This is a genomic window from Streptomyces sp. W16, from assembly GCF_033194735.1.
Lineage (GTDB): Bacteria > Actinomycetota > Actinomycetes > Streptomycetales > Streptomycetaceae > Streptomyces.
Genome location: NZ_JAWOAI010000037.1, coordinates 18,877 through 33,585, shown reverse-complemented (window position 1 = coordinate 33,585; position 14,709 = coordinate 18,877). Strand labels below are relative to the sequence as shown.

The 14,709-nt window shown below is 71.4% G+C and carries 15 protein-coding genes; 5 read left to right on the top strand and 10 right to left on the bottom strand.

The window, feature by feature from the left end; all coding sequences use genetic code 11:
- Nucleotides 1-1,937: sensor histidine kinase (locus tag R6V09_RS07705; protein ID WP_317880587.1), on the bottom strand; the 1,937-nt coding region annotated here is incomplete at its 3' end.
- A gap of 186 nt (nucleotides 1,938-2,123) precedes the next feature.
- Between R6V09_RS07705 and R6V09_RS07700 the strand changes: the two genes are divergently transcribed.
- Nucleotides 2,124-2,687, top strand: a complete 564-nt coding sequence (locus R6V09_RS07700) for a hypothetical protein (RefSeq protein WP_317880586.1) — start codon at nucleotides 2,124-2,126, stop codon at nucleotides 2,685-2,687.
- A gap of 62 nt (nucleotides 2,688-2,749) precedes the next feature.
- Here the strand turns inward: R6V09_RS07700 and R6V09_RS07695 are convergent, their stop codons facing one another.
- The 7 genes from R6V09_RS07695 to R6V09_RS07665 all read right to left on the bottom strand — a co-directional run bounded on the left by R6V09_RS07695 (nucleotide 2,750) and on the right by R6V09_RS07665 (nucleotide 7,926).
- On the bottom strand, nucleotides 2,750-3,964 hold the full coding sequence (locus tag R6V09_RS07695; RefSeq protein WP_317880585.1) for an acyl-CoA dehydrogenase family protein: 1,215 nt from the start codon (nucleotides 3,962-3,964) through the stop codon (nucleotides 2,750-2,752).
- Nucleotides 3,965-3,970: 6 nt separating this feature from the next.
- Nucleotides 3,971-4,993: a phosphotransferase family protein gene (locus R6V09_RS07690; RefSeq protein WP_317880584.1), complete on the bottom strand. Its 1,023-nt coding sequence runs from the start codon at nucleotides 4,991-4,993 to the stop codon at nucleotides 3,971-3,973.
- 177 nt (nucleotides 4,994-5,170) lie between these two features.
- Nucleotides 5,171-5,467 (bottom strand): hypothetical protein, encoded by a 297-nt coding sequence (locus R6V09_RS07685; RefSeq protein ID WP_317880583.1) that lies wholly within the window; start codon nucleotides 5,465-5,467, stop codon nucleotides 5,171-5,173.
- A gap of 293 nt (nucleotides 5,468-5,760) precedes the next feature.
- Entirely contained in the window at nucleotides 5,761-6,093 is a 333-nt protein-coding gene (locus R6V09_RS07680) for a DUF202 domain-containing protein (protein WP_442809993.1), read from the bottom strand.
- A complete protein-coding gene (locus R6V09_RS07675; protein WP_317880581.1) occupies nucleotides 6,081-6,473 on the bottom strand; it encodes a YidH family protein in 393 nt (130 codons plus the stop codon). The genes R6V09_RS07680 and R6V09_RS07675 overlap by 13 nt, the downstream gene beginning before the upstream one ends.
- Nucleotides 6,474-6,483: 10 nt before the next feature.
- On the bottom strand, nucleotides 6,484-7,005 hold the full coding sequence (locus R6V09_RS07670; protein ID WP_317880580.1) for an NUDIX hydrolase: 522 nt from the start codon (nucleotides 7,003-7,005) through the stop codon (nucleotides 6,484-6,486).
- 27 nt (nucleotides 7,006-7,032) lie between these two features.
- Complete coding sequence (locus R6V09_RS07665) at nucleotides 7,033-7,926, bottom strand: DMT family transporter (RefSeq protein ID WP_317880579.1); 894 nt, start codon at nucleotides 7,924-7,926, stop codon at nucleotides 7,033-7,035.
- A 353-nt stretch (nucleotides 7,927-8,279) separates the two neighbouring features.
- On the opposite strand from R6V09_RS07665, the gene R6V09_RS07660 reads away from it, so the two are divergent.
- From R6V09_RS07660 to R6V09_RS07645, 4 genes are all read left to right on the top strand, one after another.
- Nucleotides 8,280-9,230, top strand: a complete 951-nt coding sequence (locus R6V09_RS07660) for a hypothetical protein (protein ID WP_317880578.1) — start codon at nucleotides 8,280-8,282, stop codon at nucleotides 9,228-9,230.
- Between the two features lie 115 nt (nucleotides 9,231-9,345).
- Nucleotides 9,346-10,896: an APC family permease gene (locus R6V09_RS07655; protein ID WP_317880577.1), complete on the top strand. Its 1,551-nt coding sequence runs from the start codon at nucleotides 9,346-9,348 to the stop codon at nucleotides 10,894-10,896.
- Nucleotides 10,897-11,009: 113 nt separating this feature from the next.
- A complete protein-coding gene (locus R6V09_RS07650; RefSeq protein WP_317880576.1) occupies nucleotides 11,010-11,747 on the top strand; it encodes a molybdopterin-dependent oxidoreductase in 738 nt (245 codons plus the stop codon).
- Nucleotides 11,731-12,366, top strand: coding sequence for a cytochrome b/b6 domain-containing protein (locus R6V09_RS07645; RefSeq protein WP_317880575.1), 636 nt, complete (start codon nucleotides 11,731-11,733; stop codon nucleotides 12,364-12,366). Before R6V09_RS07650 ends, R6V09_RS07645 begins: the two co-directional genes overlap by 17 nt.
- Before the next feature lie 6 nt (nucleotides 12,367-12,372).
- Here R6V09_RS07645 and R6V09_RS07640 read toward each other — a convergent pair whose 3' ends face one another.
- A complete protein-coding gene (locus R6V09_RS07640; RefSeq protein ID WP_317880574.1) occupies nucleotides 12,373-13,128 on the bottom strand; it encodes a hypothetical protein in 756 nt (251 codons plus the stop codon).
- 341 nt (nucleotides 13,129-13,469) lie between these two features.
- Complete coding sequence (locus R6V09_RS07635; protein WP_317880573.1) at nucleotides 13,470-14,480, bottom strand: hypothetical protein; 1,011 nt, start codon at nucleotides 14,478-14,480, stop codon at nucleotides 13,470-13,472.
- Nucleotides 14,481-14,709 lie beyond the last annotated feature (229 nt).

The following is a 14,709-nucleotide window of genomic DNA, read 5'->3' as shown; positions in this document are numbered from 1 at the left end:
CGGCCGCCCAGCTCAGCCGCGCGCTCCTGCATCGACGTGATGCCCACGCCCGGCGTCCACGCGGTCTCCTCGCCCACCGGCGAACCGTCGTCGCACACCTCCAGACGTAACCCGTCGCCGATCTCGATGCGCAGGTCGACGCGGGAGGACCGGGCGTGCCGGGCCGCGTTGGTCAGCGCCTCGATCGCGATGCGGTACGCGGCCACCTCCACGGCGGCGGGCAGCGCCGGCAGCCGCTCGGGTGCCTGGACCCGCACCTGGAGCGGAATGCCGTCCGCACGCCAGGACAGCCGCACCGCGCGTTCCCGCAGCGCGCCCAGCAGCCCCAACTGGTCGAGATCCGGGGGCCGTAGCCCGTCCACCAGGCGGCGCACCTCCGCGACCGCGCCCCCGACCTCGGACCGCAACTCGGCCAGCAGCACCGCCGCCCGCTCCGGATCGAAGGCGAGCAGATTGCGTACGGCGTCCGCCTGGAAGGCCGCCCCGGCGAGGGTCGGTCCGAGCCCGTCGTGCAGATCGCGGCGGATCCGGCGCCGCTCCTCCTCGCGCGCGGCCACGATCCGCTCCCGGGAGTGCTGCAACTGCCGGGTGAGGTCGGTGGCGTGCAGCGCGGCGGCCAGCGGTACGGCGAGCAGTTCGAGTACGGCCAGGTCGGCCGTCGTGGGCTGTTGTTCGCCGGGGCGCAGTCCGATCACCAGCGCGCCCACGGTCCGGCCGTCGTAGTCGAGCGGTATGGCGTGGATCCGTTCCCCCGGCTCGCCCCAACTCCCGTCCGTCACACCTGACGTCGACTCCACACAGACGTACGGCAGCCGCAGCGCCTCGCCGACCGCCTCCGGGACCGCGTCGACTCCGGTGCCGGCCAGCCGTTCGCCGATGCGGGAGACCGCGCGCACCGGGTCGTGCCGGTCGCCGTACAGGGCGTGGTCGACCGTGCGTTGGAGAAGGCGGCGGGCGGGCGCGAAGGCGAGGGCCAGGGTGACGGTGATCAACGCCGGGCCGAGGAGGGCGGGGTCTGGGTTGAGGAGGGCCTGGACGGAGGTGACGAGGCCGACGTAGGCGACGATCACGCCGACCGTGAGCGTGCCGTAGAGGAGGCTGCGGGAGACGACGAGGCGGATGTCGAGGAGCTCCTCGCGGACCACGGCGATCATGATGGCGGTCGGCAGGAACAGGGTGCAGCACGAGGTGTAGACCGCCGGGAAGCCGAGGATCTGCAGGGCCACGCTCAGCGCCAGCGGCACCATTCCCGCGATCAGCCACAGCAGTCGGCGGCGGTCCTGCTCCCCGCCGCGCCGGTAGCGCACGGCCATGACGGCGAACACGGCGGCCAGCACCAGGCAGGCCTTGGCGGTCTCCAAGTCCCGCAGGGCGGACATCCAGCCGTCCGGCACCGGGAGGTACGAGGGTTGGGCGGGAGTGCCGCGGAACAGGCCCCAGTCGTCCCGCGCCCAGATCGCGAAGTCCAGTGGGGAGGAGAGGAGTTGGGCGGCCAGGGCCCAGCGCCAGCGACGGTCGGGCAGCCGGCCGTCGGGGAACAGGAAGAACACGAGCACGAACGCCGTGGAGCTGCCGAGGATCCAGGTGTGCCGGCCGACGGTCGTGACCGCGTGCAGCAACTCCGGCGACCAGCCCAACCGCAGTCCCTCGACGGCCAGTCCGATCGACATGCCGGTGAACGCGTGGCCCAGCCCGTAGGCGATCAGCAGCCACCCGATCGGATTGCGCGGCCGGTGCAGCGCGATCACCGTGCCGCAGACCGGATAGGCGAGGCCCACCGCGAGGTCGACGACCATGTCGTAGCGGACCAGGTCCGCGACGGAGACATCGGCCGCCGCCAACGCGACCGTCCCGACGGCCACTTGGAGTGCCGCCAGGCCCAACAGCACGTACGCGGCGGCCGTGTGGGGCCGGGTGCGCCCGTCGCGGTCGTCCATGCGTCCCATCGTGGGGGCGCGGCGCCCGGGTGTCATGGGAACGCTTCCCGGTACACCCGGGAGAGGTCCCCGGCGTTGCCCGAGGGCTTCCCCTCAACTCCCGGCCCCCGTCGCCGTGATGCTCGTAGCAGCGGAACGGCGGGCACACCGCCGGACCGGCCGAACGGAACCAACGGGGGAAACACCATGCTGTCAACGAAGCGGCGCCTGACGGGCGTTGTCCTGGGCTCCGTGCTCGCCCTCGGCGGCACGGCGGCGGTGCCGGCCGCCGCACAGACACCGGCGCGGGCCGGGTGCGGTAGCGCGGTGAACGAGCCGCACATCTACCAGCGTTGGAGCGCGCTCGGCGGTGCCGGTGGCTGGCTGGGCTGCCCGACCAGCTACACCAAGGACGTGTACCTGAACGGCGCCTACGCCGGGAAGCGCCAGTACTTCACCTACGGCACCGCCACCTGGTCGCCGCGACAGGGCTCGAACATGGTCGTCGCCGCGTGGGAGGACCGCGGCTACGCCTACTTCAACTGGGGTACGACGGCTCCGTACCGCTACGACTCGTTCCTGGTCCGCTGGACGAGCGCCTCCGACCCCGGGGGCACCCAGCGGGAGTTCGGCGGCGGCACCGCCGGCCGGATCCGGGTGCGGGAGCAGAACACCGGCGCCTACGTCTTCACCGTCGAGGGCTGCGACATCGGCACCTTCGGCCACACCTGCCGCCAGGGCTGGACGCTGAGGGCGAGCACGCCCAACTGACCATTCACCTCGGGGGAACGGGGCTGGAAGGGGTGCGACCACCCTTCCAGCCCCACACGCGACTACAGGTACTTCTTCAACTCCCGGCGCGCCAGCGAGCGTTGGTGCACCTCGTCCGGGCCGTCGGCCAGCATCAGGGTGCGGGCGCTCGCGTACAGCTCGGCCAGCGGGAAGTCCTGGCTCACGCCGCCCGCGCCGTGCAGTTGGATCGCCTTGTCGAGGATGCCGACGACCGTGCGGGGCGTGGCGATCTTGATGGCCTGGATCTCCGCGTGGGCACCCTTGTTGCCGACGGTGTCCATCATCCAGGCCGTCTTCAGGACCAGGAGCCGCAGTTGCTCCACGGCGACCCGCGCGTCCGCGATCCAGTTGTGGACGACGCCCTGCTGGGCCAGCGCCCTGCCGAACGCGACGCGGGACACGGCCCGTTGGCACATCAGCTCGATCGCGCGCTCGGCCATGCCGATCAGCCGCATGCAGTGGTGGATGCGGCCCGGGCCGAGCCGCGCCTGGGCGATGGCGAAGCCGCCGCCCTCCTCGCCGATCAGGTTCGTCACCGGCACACGCGCGTGGTCGAAGATCACCTCGGCGTGGCCGCCGTGGGAGTGGTCCTCGTAGCCGAAGACCTGCATCGCCCGCTTGACCGTAACGCCCGGGGTGTCGCGCGGGACGAGGATCATGGACTGCTGGCGGCGGATGTCGGCGCCGTCCGGGTCCGTCTTGCCCATCACGATGAAGATCTTGCAGTCCGGGTTCATCGCCCCGGAGATGTACCACTTGCGGCCGGTGATGACGTAGTCGTCGCCGTCCCGCTCGATCAGCGTGGTGATGTTCGTGGCGTCCGAGGAGGCCACCTCCGGCTCGGTCATCGCGAACGCCGAGCGGATCTCACCGGCGAGCAGCGGCTCCAGCCACTGCTTCTTCTGCTGCTCGTCGCCGAACTGGTACAGCACCTCCATGTTGCCGGTGTCCGGCGCCGCGCAGTTCAGCGCGGTGGGCGCCAAGTGCGGGGAACGGCCGGTGATTTCGGCCAGCGGCGCGTACTGGAGGTTGGTGAGCCCGCCGCCGTACTCGGCGTCCGGCAGGAAGAGGTTCCACAGGCCCTGCCTGCGCGCCTCCGCCTTCAACTCCCCGACCACGGCGGGGGTGTCCCAGGGCGAGGCGAGCTGGGCGCGCTGCTCCTCGGCGACCGGCTCGGCCGGATAGACGTACTCGTCCATGAAGGCCAGGAGCTTGGCGCGCAGTTCCTCGGTGTGTGCGTCGAACGCGAAGTCCATGGTGGATCAGCCCTCCTGAAGGGTGGTCAGGCCGTGCTCGATGAAGACGGGAACCAGTTCGCCGATACGGTCGAAGCCGCCCCCGACCGTCTGGCCCAGGGTGTAGCGGTAGTGGATGCCCTCCAGGATCACGGCGAGCTTGAACCACGCGAACGCCGTGTACCAGGCGACCGACGACACATCGCGCCCCGAGCGCGCGGCGTACCGCTCGATCAGCTCGGCCGGTGCGGGGTGGCCGGGGGCCGAAGCGGTGGTGGAAATGGGGGAGTTGGGCAGCTTCAGCGGGATGCTGTACATGACCAGGAGGCCCAGGTCGGTGAGCGGGTCGCCGAGCGTGGACATCTCCCAGTCGAGGATGGCCTTGATCTTGTCGTCCTCGCCGATGAGCACGTTGTCCAGGCGGTAGTCGCCGTGCACGACCGTCGGTGCGGGGGAGTCGGGGAGGCGGCGGCCGAGGGCCGCGTGCAACTCCTCGACCCCGGCCAGCTCGCGGTTGCGGGAGGCGGCCAACTGCTTGCCCCAGCGCCGCAGTTGGCGGTCCAGGAAGCCCTCGGGGCGGCCGAAGTTCGCGAGGCCCACCTCGGCGGGGTCCACCGCGTGCAACTCGACCAGTGTGTCGACCAGTTCGAGGACTGCGCCCCGGGTGCGCTCCGGGCCGATCGGGGCGAGCTCGTCGGCGGTGCGGTACGGGGTGCCCTCGACGAACTCCATGACGTAGAACGGCGCCCCGAGCACCTCGTCGTCCTCGCACAGGAGGATGGGTTTCGGTACCGGCACGTTCGTCGGGTGCAGGGCGTTGATCACCCGGTGCTCGCGCTTCATGTCGTGCGCGGTGGCCAGGACGTGGCCGAGCGGGGGGCGCCGTACGACCCACTTCGTGGAGCCGTCGGTGACCGCGTAGGTGAGGTTCGACCGTCCGCCCTCGATCAGCCGGCCGGACAGGGGGCCGGTGACCAGACCGGGCCGCTCGCGGTCGAGCAGACCGCGCAGCCGGTCGAGATCGAGTCCGGGCGGGTGGTCAGGGCTCATACATCACTCCTACGAACGGACGAACAGGTCACGCACCATCATGCCGACCGGTCGGTATGTCGTCCAGTAGGGGAGTGAAACGTGACCGGGGCCACGATAGGCCGACAGCTCCCCGCGCGGGGCGGCGGGGAGCTGTGGGGTGGCGCGTTCAGGCCGTTCCGGGCCATGGGGGTCGGCTCAGTGGTCGTCCCAGTGGCCCTCGTGCCGGGCGTGCCGGTGGCCGTCGTGGACGTAGTCGACGTGATCGCCGTGCAGCACGCTCTCGTGGCCGCAGTCCTGGCCGTGCTGGTGCTCGTGCTCCTGGTGGGCGACATGGCCGCCCGGCTCGCACTCGTCCCAGTGGCCGCCGTGCTCGCGGTGCAGATGCCCGTCGTGCGCGTAGTCGACGTGGTCGCCGTGCGGGACCGGGGCGTGACCGCAGTCCGGGCCGTGGGTGTGGGCGTGGGTGGAGTGCTCCAGGTGCAGGGTGGTCATGGTGCTCACCTTCGGAAGTGCGGGCTGTGACGACGGACAGGCTGCCATGGGAATCGCCCATATCGGGTGATCCTGGGCGTGTGGCGCCCGCGGTCGGTGGGTGGGGTCGGGGTCGGGGTCGTGGCGGTACGGCGAGCCCGCCGCGGGTTGCGCCCCTCTGCCTGCTGCCACAGTCCAGGGCGTGGGGACCAGCTAAGCGGCGGGCTGCGCCGTACCGCCACGACCCGCCCCCGGTTCGTCGGCGGGTGCGGGTGCGTGGTTCATCCCGGGTCCCGCCCGGGTGGCCCCATCCCTCAGTACACGAGCACCGCCGCGCACACCGCCACGGCCACCGTGCACAGCACCGTCGCGGTGGCGTGCCGGGGGGTCAGGGCCGGGGGTGTGCCGCCGGCCGCGAGGGTGCGGATGCGGTGGTGGGCCATGGCGAGGAAGCTTAGCCAGAGCGCACAGCACAGGGCGCAGACGATCACGCCTTCCGGCCGGACTCCGCCGTGCAGCGAGGCCTTCACGGCGAGGACCGCGGCGACCGTGCTCGACAGCGTCGTACGCCGCCAGGCCAGTCGGGTGCGCTCGGGCTGCAGGCCCGGGTCGCGGTCCGGTGCCGGGGGCCTGGTCACCCTTCCCATCCGGCGAGTACGACGACGACCATCACCACGGCCACGATCGCCACGGCGACGCTCAGCAGTGCCGGGAAACGCGACACCGGCAGATCCTCGCCCCGGCGCATCGCCCGCTCGCAGCGCACCCAGTGGTTGACCGCGCGCAGCGAGCACAGCACGCCCGCCGCGAGCAGCGCGAGGGCCAGGCCGACCCGCCAGGCCCAGCGCAGGTCCGGCAGGAACTGGTCCACCGCGAAGCCCCCGCCGATCAGCGCGAGCGCGGTGCGCAGCCAGGCGAGAAACGTGCGCTCGTTGGCCAGCGAGAACCGGTAGTCGGGGGTGGCGCCCTCCTCGCTGATCTCCTGGGGTGCGAACCACAGCCGGACGTTCCGTGCAAAATCGATCACGGGCAGGACCCTATCCGGCCGTTTCCTCGCGGTACGCCTTGAGTCGCTCGTAGGCCGCCAGGCCGTCCGGTACCCATTCCCACTCGTCCAGGCGCCGGACGATCTCGCCCTCCTCCAGGAAGGCGTGCCAGTCGACCTCCTCCACCTGCGGGCTGACCGGAAGCTCGCAGCGCACCTCGTACACCGCCGACCACCAGGTCTGCCCGGCGCCGTCGTCGTACAGGAACTTGAAGAGGAAGCCGGGTTGGGGCAGACCCGTGACGCCGAGTTCCTCCTCGGCCTCGCGCAGGGCCGCGTCGTCGTAGGACTCGCCCGCGCCTACGACCCCGCCGACGAACATGTCGTAGAGGGAGGGGAAGACCAGTTTCGTGGGGGTGCGGCGGTGGACGAAGACGCGGCCCTGTGCGTCGCGGGTCTGGACGAAGACCGTGCGGTGGCGCAGGCCCCGGGCGTAGGCCTCGCCGCGCGGGGACTGGCCGATGACCTGGTCGTGCTCGTCGACGATGTCGAGGATTTCGTCAGCTGCGCTCATGTCCCCATCCAAACAGGGGAGGGGTGGTCAGCGGGGCTGGAGGTTCAGGGCCGGCTGCGGTTTCGTCGTGCCGCGCGGCATCGCGGGGTGCATGCCCAGGAGCAGGATGCCTACGACGATTCCGGCGAGGCCCACCGCCTCCCAGGCCAGCGCGCCGGTGTCGGTGCGCAATTGGTCGCCCAGGAAGCCCACCCCGCAGATGATCCCGGCGAGTGGTTGGGCCGCGGTGAGGGCCGGCAGTGACATTCGTAGGGGAGCCGTTTCGAACGCGCTCTGTACGAGGACCAGGCCCGTCACGCCGAGCGCCAGCACGCCGTACGGCTGCCAGCCCGTGACGAGTTCCGTGAGGCCGCCCTCGGTGAAGCGCTGGCCGCTGACCCGGGTCAGCGCGTCCTGCACGCCGTAGAGGAGACCGGCGGCCAGGGCCAGGAGGACCGGGCCCGAGCTGAGGCGGGAGCGCTTGGCGTAGGTCGTGAGGAGGAGGGCGAGGCCCACCATGGCGCCGATGATCAGCCAGTGGCGGAAGGGGTCGGTGACCGCCGTTCCGCTGCGCGGTTCGCCCGCGACGATGAACGTCGTGACACCGCCGGCCAGGAGCGCCAGGCCCGCCCAGCCCTGACGGCCCAGGGGCTGTCGGGTCTGCTTGCGGGAGAGGGCGAGCGCGAAGAGGAGGTTTGTCGCGAGGAGGGGTTCTACGAGGGAGACCTCGCCGCGGCTGAGTGCTATCGCGCCCAGCACCATGCCCGCGACCATCAGGCCGATGCCGCCGAGCCAGCGCGGTACCCGCATCAGGTCCAAGAGGAGCCGCGGGGAGAGGAAGTCGCTGAGGGGTGCCTGCTGGGCCGCGTTCTGCTGGAGCACGAACCCGAAGCCGAGGCAACAGCCCGCACTCACGGAGAGCATCAGAACCAGAACCGACACGCTGCGTACCTCGATCGTTGGGCCGGGCTACGGGATGCGTTTGGGCGACTGTAGCGCCCCGGGGTCCGGCGTGCCTCTGGGAGTACCCGGAAGCGGCACCGTGCTGCCATGGTCCGCCGCCGCGCGCTCGAACGCCATGGCGTACGACACATCGGTTACCCGCGAACGCTTGGGAGCGTACCGCCCCGGGTAGCGGATGTGGCCACAAGTGCCTTTTGTGCAACGGAAGTTGACAGGAGTAACGGCAGTACGGCACTTGACGTGAAGTATTGGTGGAGGGTTTGCTGTGCGTGATCGGCCGATGGCACGCCGATGTCCCGCAGCGTCGCGTGAGGATCGTGAGGAATACCCGGGTGTCCCCACCCCCGCCACCCCTCGGACGCCGCCACAAACGTGCGGCTCAGGCATTCGACGCCGCCCTCGACGACGGAGAACTCGTCGCCGCGCGAACCGCGTTGGCCCAGGGCCGCTGGCAGGCGGTGCGTGGCCTGCTCGCCCAGACGGGCGACGAGTGGGATCTGCGCGCCCACCGGATCACCGTCCTCGCCCTGGAGTCCTACACCACCGCCTGGGCCCGTGACTGGCTGCTCGCCGAACCCGAGTCCGCCGACGCCTCGGTGCTGCTCGCCGTCGCCCTGGTCCAGCGCGTACTGGCCGGCAAGGAGAAGCCGGTCCTGGCCCGCGACGCCTGTCGTACGGCGGCGGCCCGCGTGCCCGCCGATCCGACGCCCTGGCTCGGACTGCTCCTCCTGGAGCACAGCCTCGGCACCGACGAGGGCGTCGTCCAGCTCTTCGACGAGGTCCGCCACCGGCACGCCGACCACCACCACGCCCACCACCTGATGGTCGCCAGGCTGGCCGAACGCCGGGCCACCGCAGGCCTCGACCCGCTGCACGAGGTCTACGACTTCGCCTACTGGGCCGCCGAACAGGCCCCCGCCGACTCCCCGCTCGCCATCCTGTCGGTCATCGCGCACGCCGAGCGCTACCGCGTGCTGGCCGCCGCCGGTCTGGAGCCCGCCGACCCGGCCGCCTCCGGGCACTGGTCCGGACGCCGGGCCCGGCAGGTGATGAAGGCCGCCTTCGACTGGTGGCTGGAGTGGGAGCACGAGGGCCATCCGCGCCGCCTGGTCGACCTCAACTTCCTCGCCCACGCCAAGTACTGCGAGGGCCGCAGCGCCGAGGCCGCCGCCCTTTTCCACCGCATCGGGGAACACCCGACCCCGGCCCCCTGGTCCTACCCGGACCGCGATCCGCTCACCGCTTTCCGTACCGCGCGTGACCACGCGCTCGGTACGACGTAACGCCCCCGTACCGACGGCTCGGTAGCGACGAAACGCGACCGTAGCAACGCCGCCGTAGCGGAGTAACGCGACCGTAGCAACGAACCCGTAGCGACCCCGAAAGGACGTTCCCGCCATGACGACGGGCAGTTCCAGTACGAGCAGCGCCACCGCGGACGGCGGCGGCGGAATCAGCACGTTCAGAGGGCAGGAGCGCGCCCTGCGCGCCGACCGCCTCGGCACCGGAGGCCTGCTGCTCTCCGTGCTCGCCGCGACCGCGCCCCTCATGGTGGTCGCGGGTGTCATGCCCACCACATTCGCGGTGATGAGGATCGAAGGGCAGCCCCTGCTCTTCGTCCTCCTCGGCGTCGTCCTGGTCCTCTTCAGCGTCGGCTACGCCGAGATGAGCCGGCACGTCCACAACGCGGGCGCCTTCTACGCCTACATCTCCCGAGGCCTCGGCGGCACCGCCGGCGCGGCTGCGGCGCTGGTGGCGCTGGTCGCGTACAACGCCCTCCAGGTCGGCATCTACGGAATCTTCGGCTTCGAGGTCTCCGGACTGTTCTCCACCTACGCCGACCTCCAAGTGGCCTGGTGGATACCGGCGTTGGTGGCCGTGGCCGTCGTCGGCGGACTCGGCTGGCTGAAGATCGACGTCAACGCGCGCGTGCTCGGCGTCCTGCTGATCGTCGAGGTCGCGCTCGTCGTCGTCTTCGACATCGCGGCCGTCGCCGACCCCGCCAAGGAGGGCCTGTCCCTGCACGCCTTCAACCCCGACACCCTCAGCGGCGCCGGCGTCGGCACCGCCCTGTGCTTCTGCATCGCCGCGTTCCTCGGCTTCGAACAGGCCCCGGTGTACGCCGAGGAGACCAGCCGCCCGCACATCCTGGTGCCGCGCGTGATGTTCCTCGCGGTCAGCGGCGTCGCCGTCTTCTTCGCCCTCAGCTGCTGGGCGCTCACCGTCGCGACCGGGCCCTCCCAGATCATCGGCGTCTCCCAGAAGCAGAGCGCGGGCCTGCTCTTCTACCTCACCGACGCCCGCCTCGGCGGCACCTTCACCGACGTGCTCCACGTCCTGTTCGTCACCGGCATGTTCGCGGCCATGCTCAGCTTCCACAACGTCGTCGCCCGCTACGCCTTCGCCATGGGCCGCGAGGGCCTGCTGCCGTCCGCCTTCGGCCGTACGACGAGCGCGAGCGGCGCTCCCGGCACCGGCTCGCTGCTCCAGACCGCCGTGTCCGCCGTGATCGTGATCGTCTTCGCGGTCGCCGACGACAAGCCCACCGGCGACCCGACCGAACCGGTCCTGCACCTGTTCACCTGGTTCGGCAACATCGGCGCCCTCGGCGTGATCCTGCTGATGGCCGCCGCCTCCCTCTCGGTGATCGTCTTCTTCGCCCGCCGCGGCTCCGCCGGCGCCCAGGCCTGGCGGCTGGTCACCTCCGCGCTGTCCGGCATCGCGCTCGTCGTCATCGCCGTCTACACCGTCAAGGACTTCGACGTCCTGGTCGGCGCGGGCCCCGGCTCGTCCCTGAGCTGGATCCTGCCCGGCATCATCGGCCTCGCCCTGCTCATCGGCCTGGCCCAGGGCCTGTTCCTGCGCTCCCGCAACCCCGAGGCGCACGCCCGCATCGGGCTCGGCAACGAGGCGTTCCAGCTGGACAAGGCGGCGACGGAGACACCGTAGGAACCTGTGGTCGACCTGTCGTCGCTGAGAAGCACGTAAGAAGTGGTTACGGAAGTCTGACGAGCACCCGCGAACCCTGGCCGCGCAGGGCTCGCGGGTGTTCGAATGAATGCGTGAACCCTGAACCAACCGAGGAGGAGAAGGAAGCGCAGGGCAGGCCCATCGGCCGCCGTGTCCTCCTCGGCACCCTCGGCCTGGGCGCCCTCGGCGTCGTGTCCGCGCCCGTCCTGCAGAAGGGCATGGACGGGTTCCTCGGCGCCGTCTCCGGCAAGGACCCCACGGGGCTGACCGGACTGCTCCCGAACGGCGGCGGTTTCCGCTACTACTCTGTCACCGCGTCCGTGCCGAACAGGAACGCCGAGAACTACCGGCTGACCGTCGACGGCCTGGTCGACAAGCCGACGACCTACACCCTCGCCGACCTGCGCGCGCTGCCGCAGACCCGGCTGGTCAAGGACGTCCAGTGCGTCACCGGCTGGCGGGTCCCCGGGACCCCCTTCGAGGGGGTGCGACTGTCCCGGCTCCTGGACGCCGCGGGAGTGCGCGCCAAGGCCGGGGCGGTCCGCTTCACCTGCTTCGACGGCGCCTACACGGAGAGCCTCACCCTCGACCAGGCCCGCCGCTCCGACATCCTGGTCGCGCTGCGCATGCAGGACAAGCCCCTCGGTCACGACCACGGCGGCCCGGTCCGTCTCTACGTCGCCCCCATGTACTTCTACAAGTCCGCGAAGTGGCTCTCCGGCATCACGGTCACCGAGCACGTGAAGCCCGGCTACTGGGAGGACCGGGGCTACGACGTCGACGCCTGGGTCGGCAAGTCGAACGGACGCGACGATGACCCTACGAGCTGAAGCCCACGCCCCGCAGACGGAGCCCTCGGCCCACGTCCGCCGCTTCGGCCGCACCGACCGCTGGGTGCACCGGACCACGGCCGCGCTGATGGGCATCTGCGTCGCCACCGCGGCCTGCCTCTACATCCCGGAGTTCGCCGAACTCGTCGGCCGCCGCCAACTCGTCGTCCGCATCCACGAGTTGGCCGGAGTGGCGCTCCCCATCCCCGTCCTCTTCGGCCTCTTCTCCCGGGGCTTCCGCGTCAACCTCGGCTTCCTCAACCGCTTCGGCCCGCACGACCGGGTCTGGCTGCGCGGCGCCCTGCTGCGCGACAAACGCCGGTCGGCCCGGCCCGCGGACAAGTTCAACGCCGGCCAGAAGATCTACGCCAACTGGATCGCCGGCGCCACCCTGGTGATGCTCGGCACGGGCCTGATGATGTGGTTCACCCACCTCACCCCGATCATGTGGCGCACCAGCGCGACCTTCGTCCACGACTGGCTCGCCCTGACGATCGGCATCGTCCTCGGCGGCCACATCGGCATGGCGTTGGGGGACCCGGAGGCCAGGGCGGGGCTGCGCACGGGGTCGGTGAGCAGGGAGTGGGCGAAGCGGGAACATCCGCTGTGGCGGCCGTGAGCGCGGTCAGCACTCCCTGGCCCGGTAGCCGCGCCCGCTGACGTACTCCACGCGCAGCCCGGGGTCCCCGTCCCGCAGTACGTAGAGGGTGCCGTCCCAGGGGGCCCAGTACCGCGGTACGAGGAACAGGCGGTCGCCCGAGACGTGGAACAGGCGCAGCCCGGCATACCGGAAGTGGTAGGGGCTGCCCTTCTCCGCGACGGCCGAGACACAACTCCCGCCGCCGCGGATCAGCAGGTCCTGCTTGCTGAACACGACGACGGCCGGGAAGCCGTCGGCCACCGTGGCGGTCGTCTCGGCGGCGCGGCCCCGGCCGACGATCTCCGCGTACGCGTACACCCCCCAGAACAGCGACACGACGGCGACCAGCAGCGCCGGCACCCAGATCCGCGCCGCCCTGCGCCGGTCGGCGGGCCGCGTGTACGCGTACGCGCTCAGCAGCACACCCGCGAGGATCGCCAGCGGGACGACGAGATTCAGCGCACCCGGAGCGACGTAGTAGAGGGCGAGCAACGGGAGCGACGGCAGCCAGGCGTACCGCAGGACGCGCAGCACCCGCGCGGTGCGCTCCGGGTCGCGCTCCTCCCGATGGTGCAGGGCCGCTGCCGCCATCCACACGGCCGCCGCCACGAGCACGGGGAAGTAGAGCGCGTCCACGCTGCGCAGCAGGTAGTCGGCGGTGGAGAACCGGAAGAGCGTGTCCCGCAGTCCGAGGGCCCGTGTCTCGGCGTCGGTGCTGGCCCAGCCGAAGTAGAAGAGCACGGCCGTGAGGAGGGAGAGGAGCGAGCCGGCGGTGCCGAGGAACTCGACCCATTTCGGGGGGCCGGGGGTGGGGGGCGGTTCGGGGGGTGGGTCCGGCGGCTCCGGTGGATCCGGCGGGCTTGGTGGGTCGGGCGGTTCCGGCGGGCTCGGTGGACCGGGTGGCTCCGGAGGGTCAGGTGGGTCCGGCGGGCTCGATGGACCGGGCGGCTCCGGTGGGCTTGGTGGACTGGGCGGCTCTGGAGGGCTCGGTGGGTCGGGCGGCTCCGGGGGATTTGGTGGACCGGGCGGCTCCGGCGGACGTGGTGGACCGGGCGGCTCCGGCGGTTCCGGTGTGGGGGCGTTCACCGGGAGCGGGCGGCGCCGGTCGACGGGGACACCCCTGGGGAGGTGGCCGGGGAGTCCTTGGTGGACGGGCCGGGGGCGACGAGGGTGAAGGCGTGATTCAGGGTCACCGGCGCTCCCCCGTTGTGGGAGAGGCTCACGGCGACCTCGTCCCCGTAGCTTGCCGATCCTGGATCCGGGACGACGACCTTGAAGGCCAACTGGTCGGATGGTTCGGTCGTGGGGTCGGGGTCCGTGTCGGGGAGGTCGACCGACGCACCGGCGATGGTCATCGTGCTCGCACCGCCCAGAAGCTCGACCTTGTCGAAGTACATTTCGGCGACGGTGACGGTGATCGTGTCGCCCGGCTTCGCCTTGCCGTCGACGCCCACGTTCACTGACTTGATCTGGAAGGTGCAGACCGCTCCACCGCCGCCCGGCGTGGAAGCCTTCAACTTCACGGTGGTGGAGGGGTGTTGCCCGTGAAACCGCAGGATTCGGCCGAGCGCGGTGTAAGCGGCATCGCTCTTGCAGCCCTTCAACTTGCCCTGGAGCGCGGCGTAGTCCGAGGCCGCGAGAGCCCAGTCGCCGCCCTGGCCCTGCACGGCCTTGCACGCCTCGGCGAGTCCGCGGAGCACCCGCCAGTCGGCGCTGGGGAGGCCGGCCGGGATCTGCTTGGCGGTGTCCGCGCAGCTCTTCGGCTTCTCGCCGAGCTGGTCGTAGACGACCTCGGGGTCGATCGCCGTGTCGGTGTTGGGGGAGTGCGGCCCGGGTGGTAACCAGGCGGGGCCCTCTATGTTGCCGCCGCCACCGCTTGCACTGCCCGAACTGCCCGAACTGCTCGATCCGCCTGAACCGCTCGACCCGCCTGACGCGCCTGAACTGCTGGACCCTCCTGAACCGCTCGAACTGCCCGAGCCGCCAGACCCGTCCGAGCCACTGGAACTCCCCGAGCCACCGGACCCACTGGAACTCCCCGAGCCGCTCGTTCCGCTGCCGCCGTCACCAGCGGGCGGCTGCCAGGTAGACATGCCGCCACCCGTACCGCCGCCCGTACCACCGGTGCTGCTTGAGCCGCCCGTGTCCCCGGTCCCGCCCCCGTCCTGCCCTCCGTTCGAGGCGGCCCCGCCGACGGCACTCGTGCCCCCGCCGCTCCCACCCCCGGACGACCCGCTCGCGTCGTCCCCGTCGCCACCGCCGCATGCCGCCGCGGTCCCGATGGCCAACGCCCCCACGAAACACAACGCCGATATGCGCACG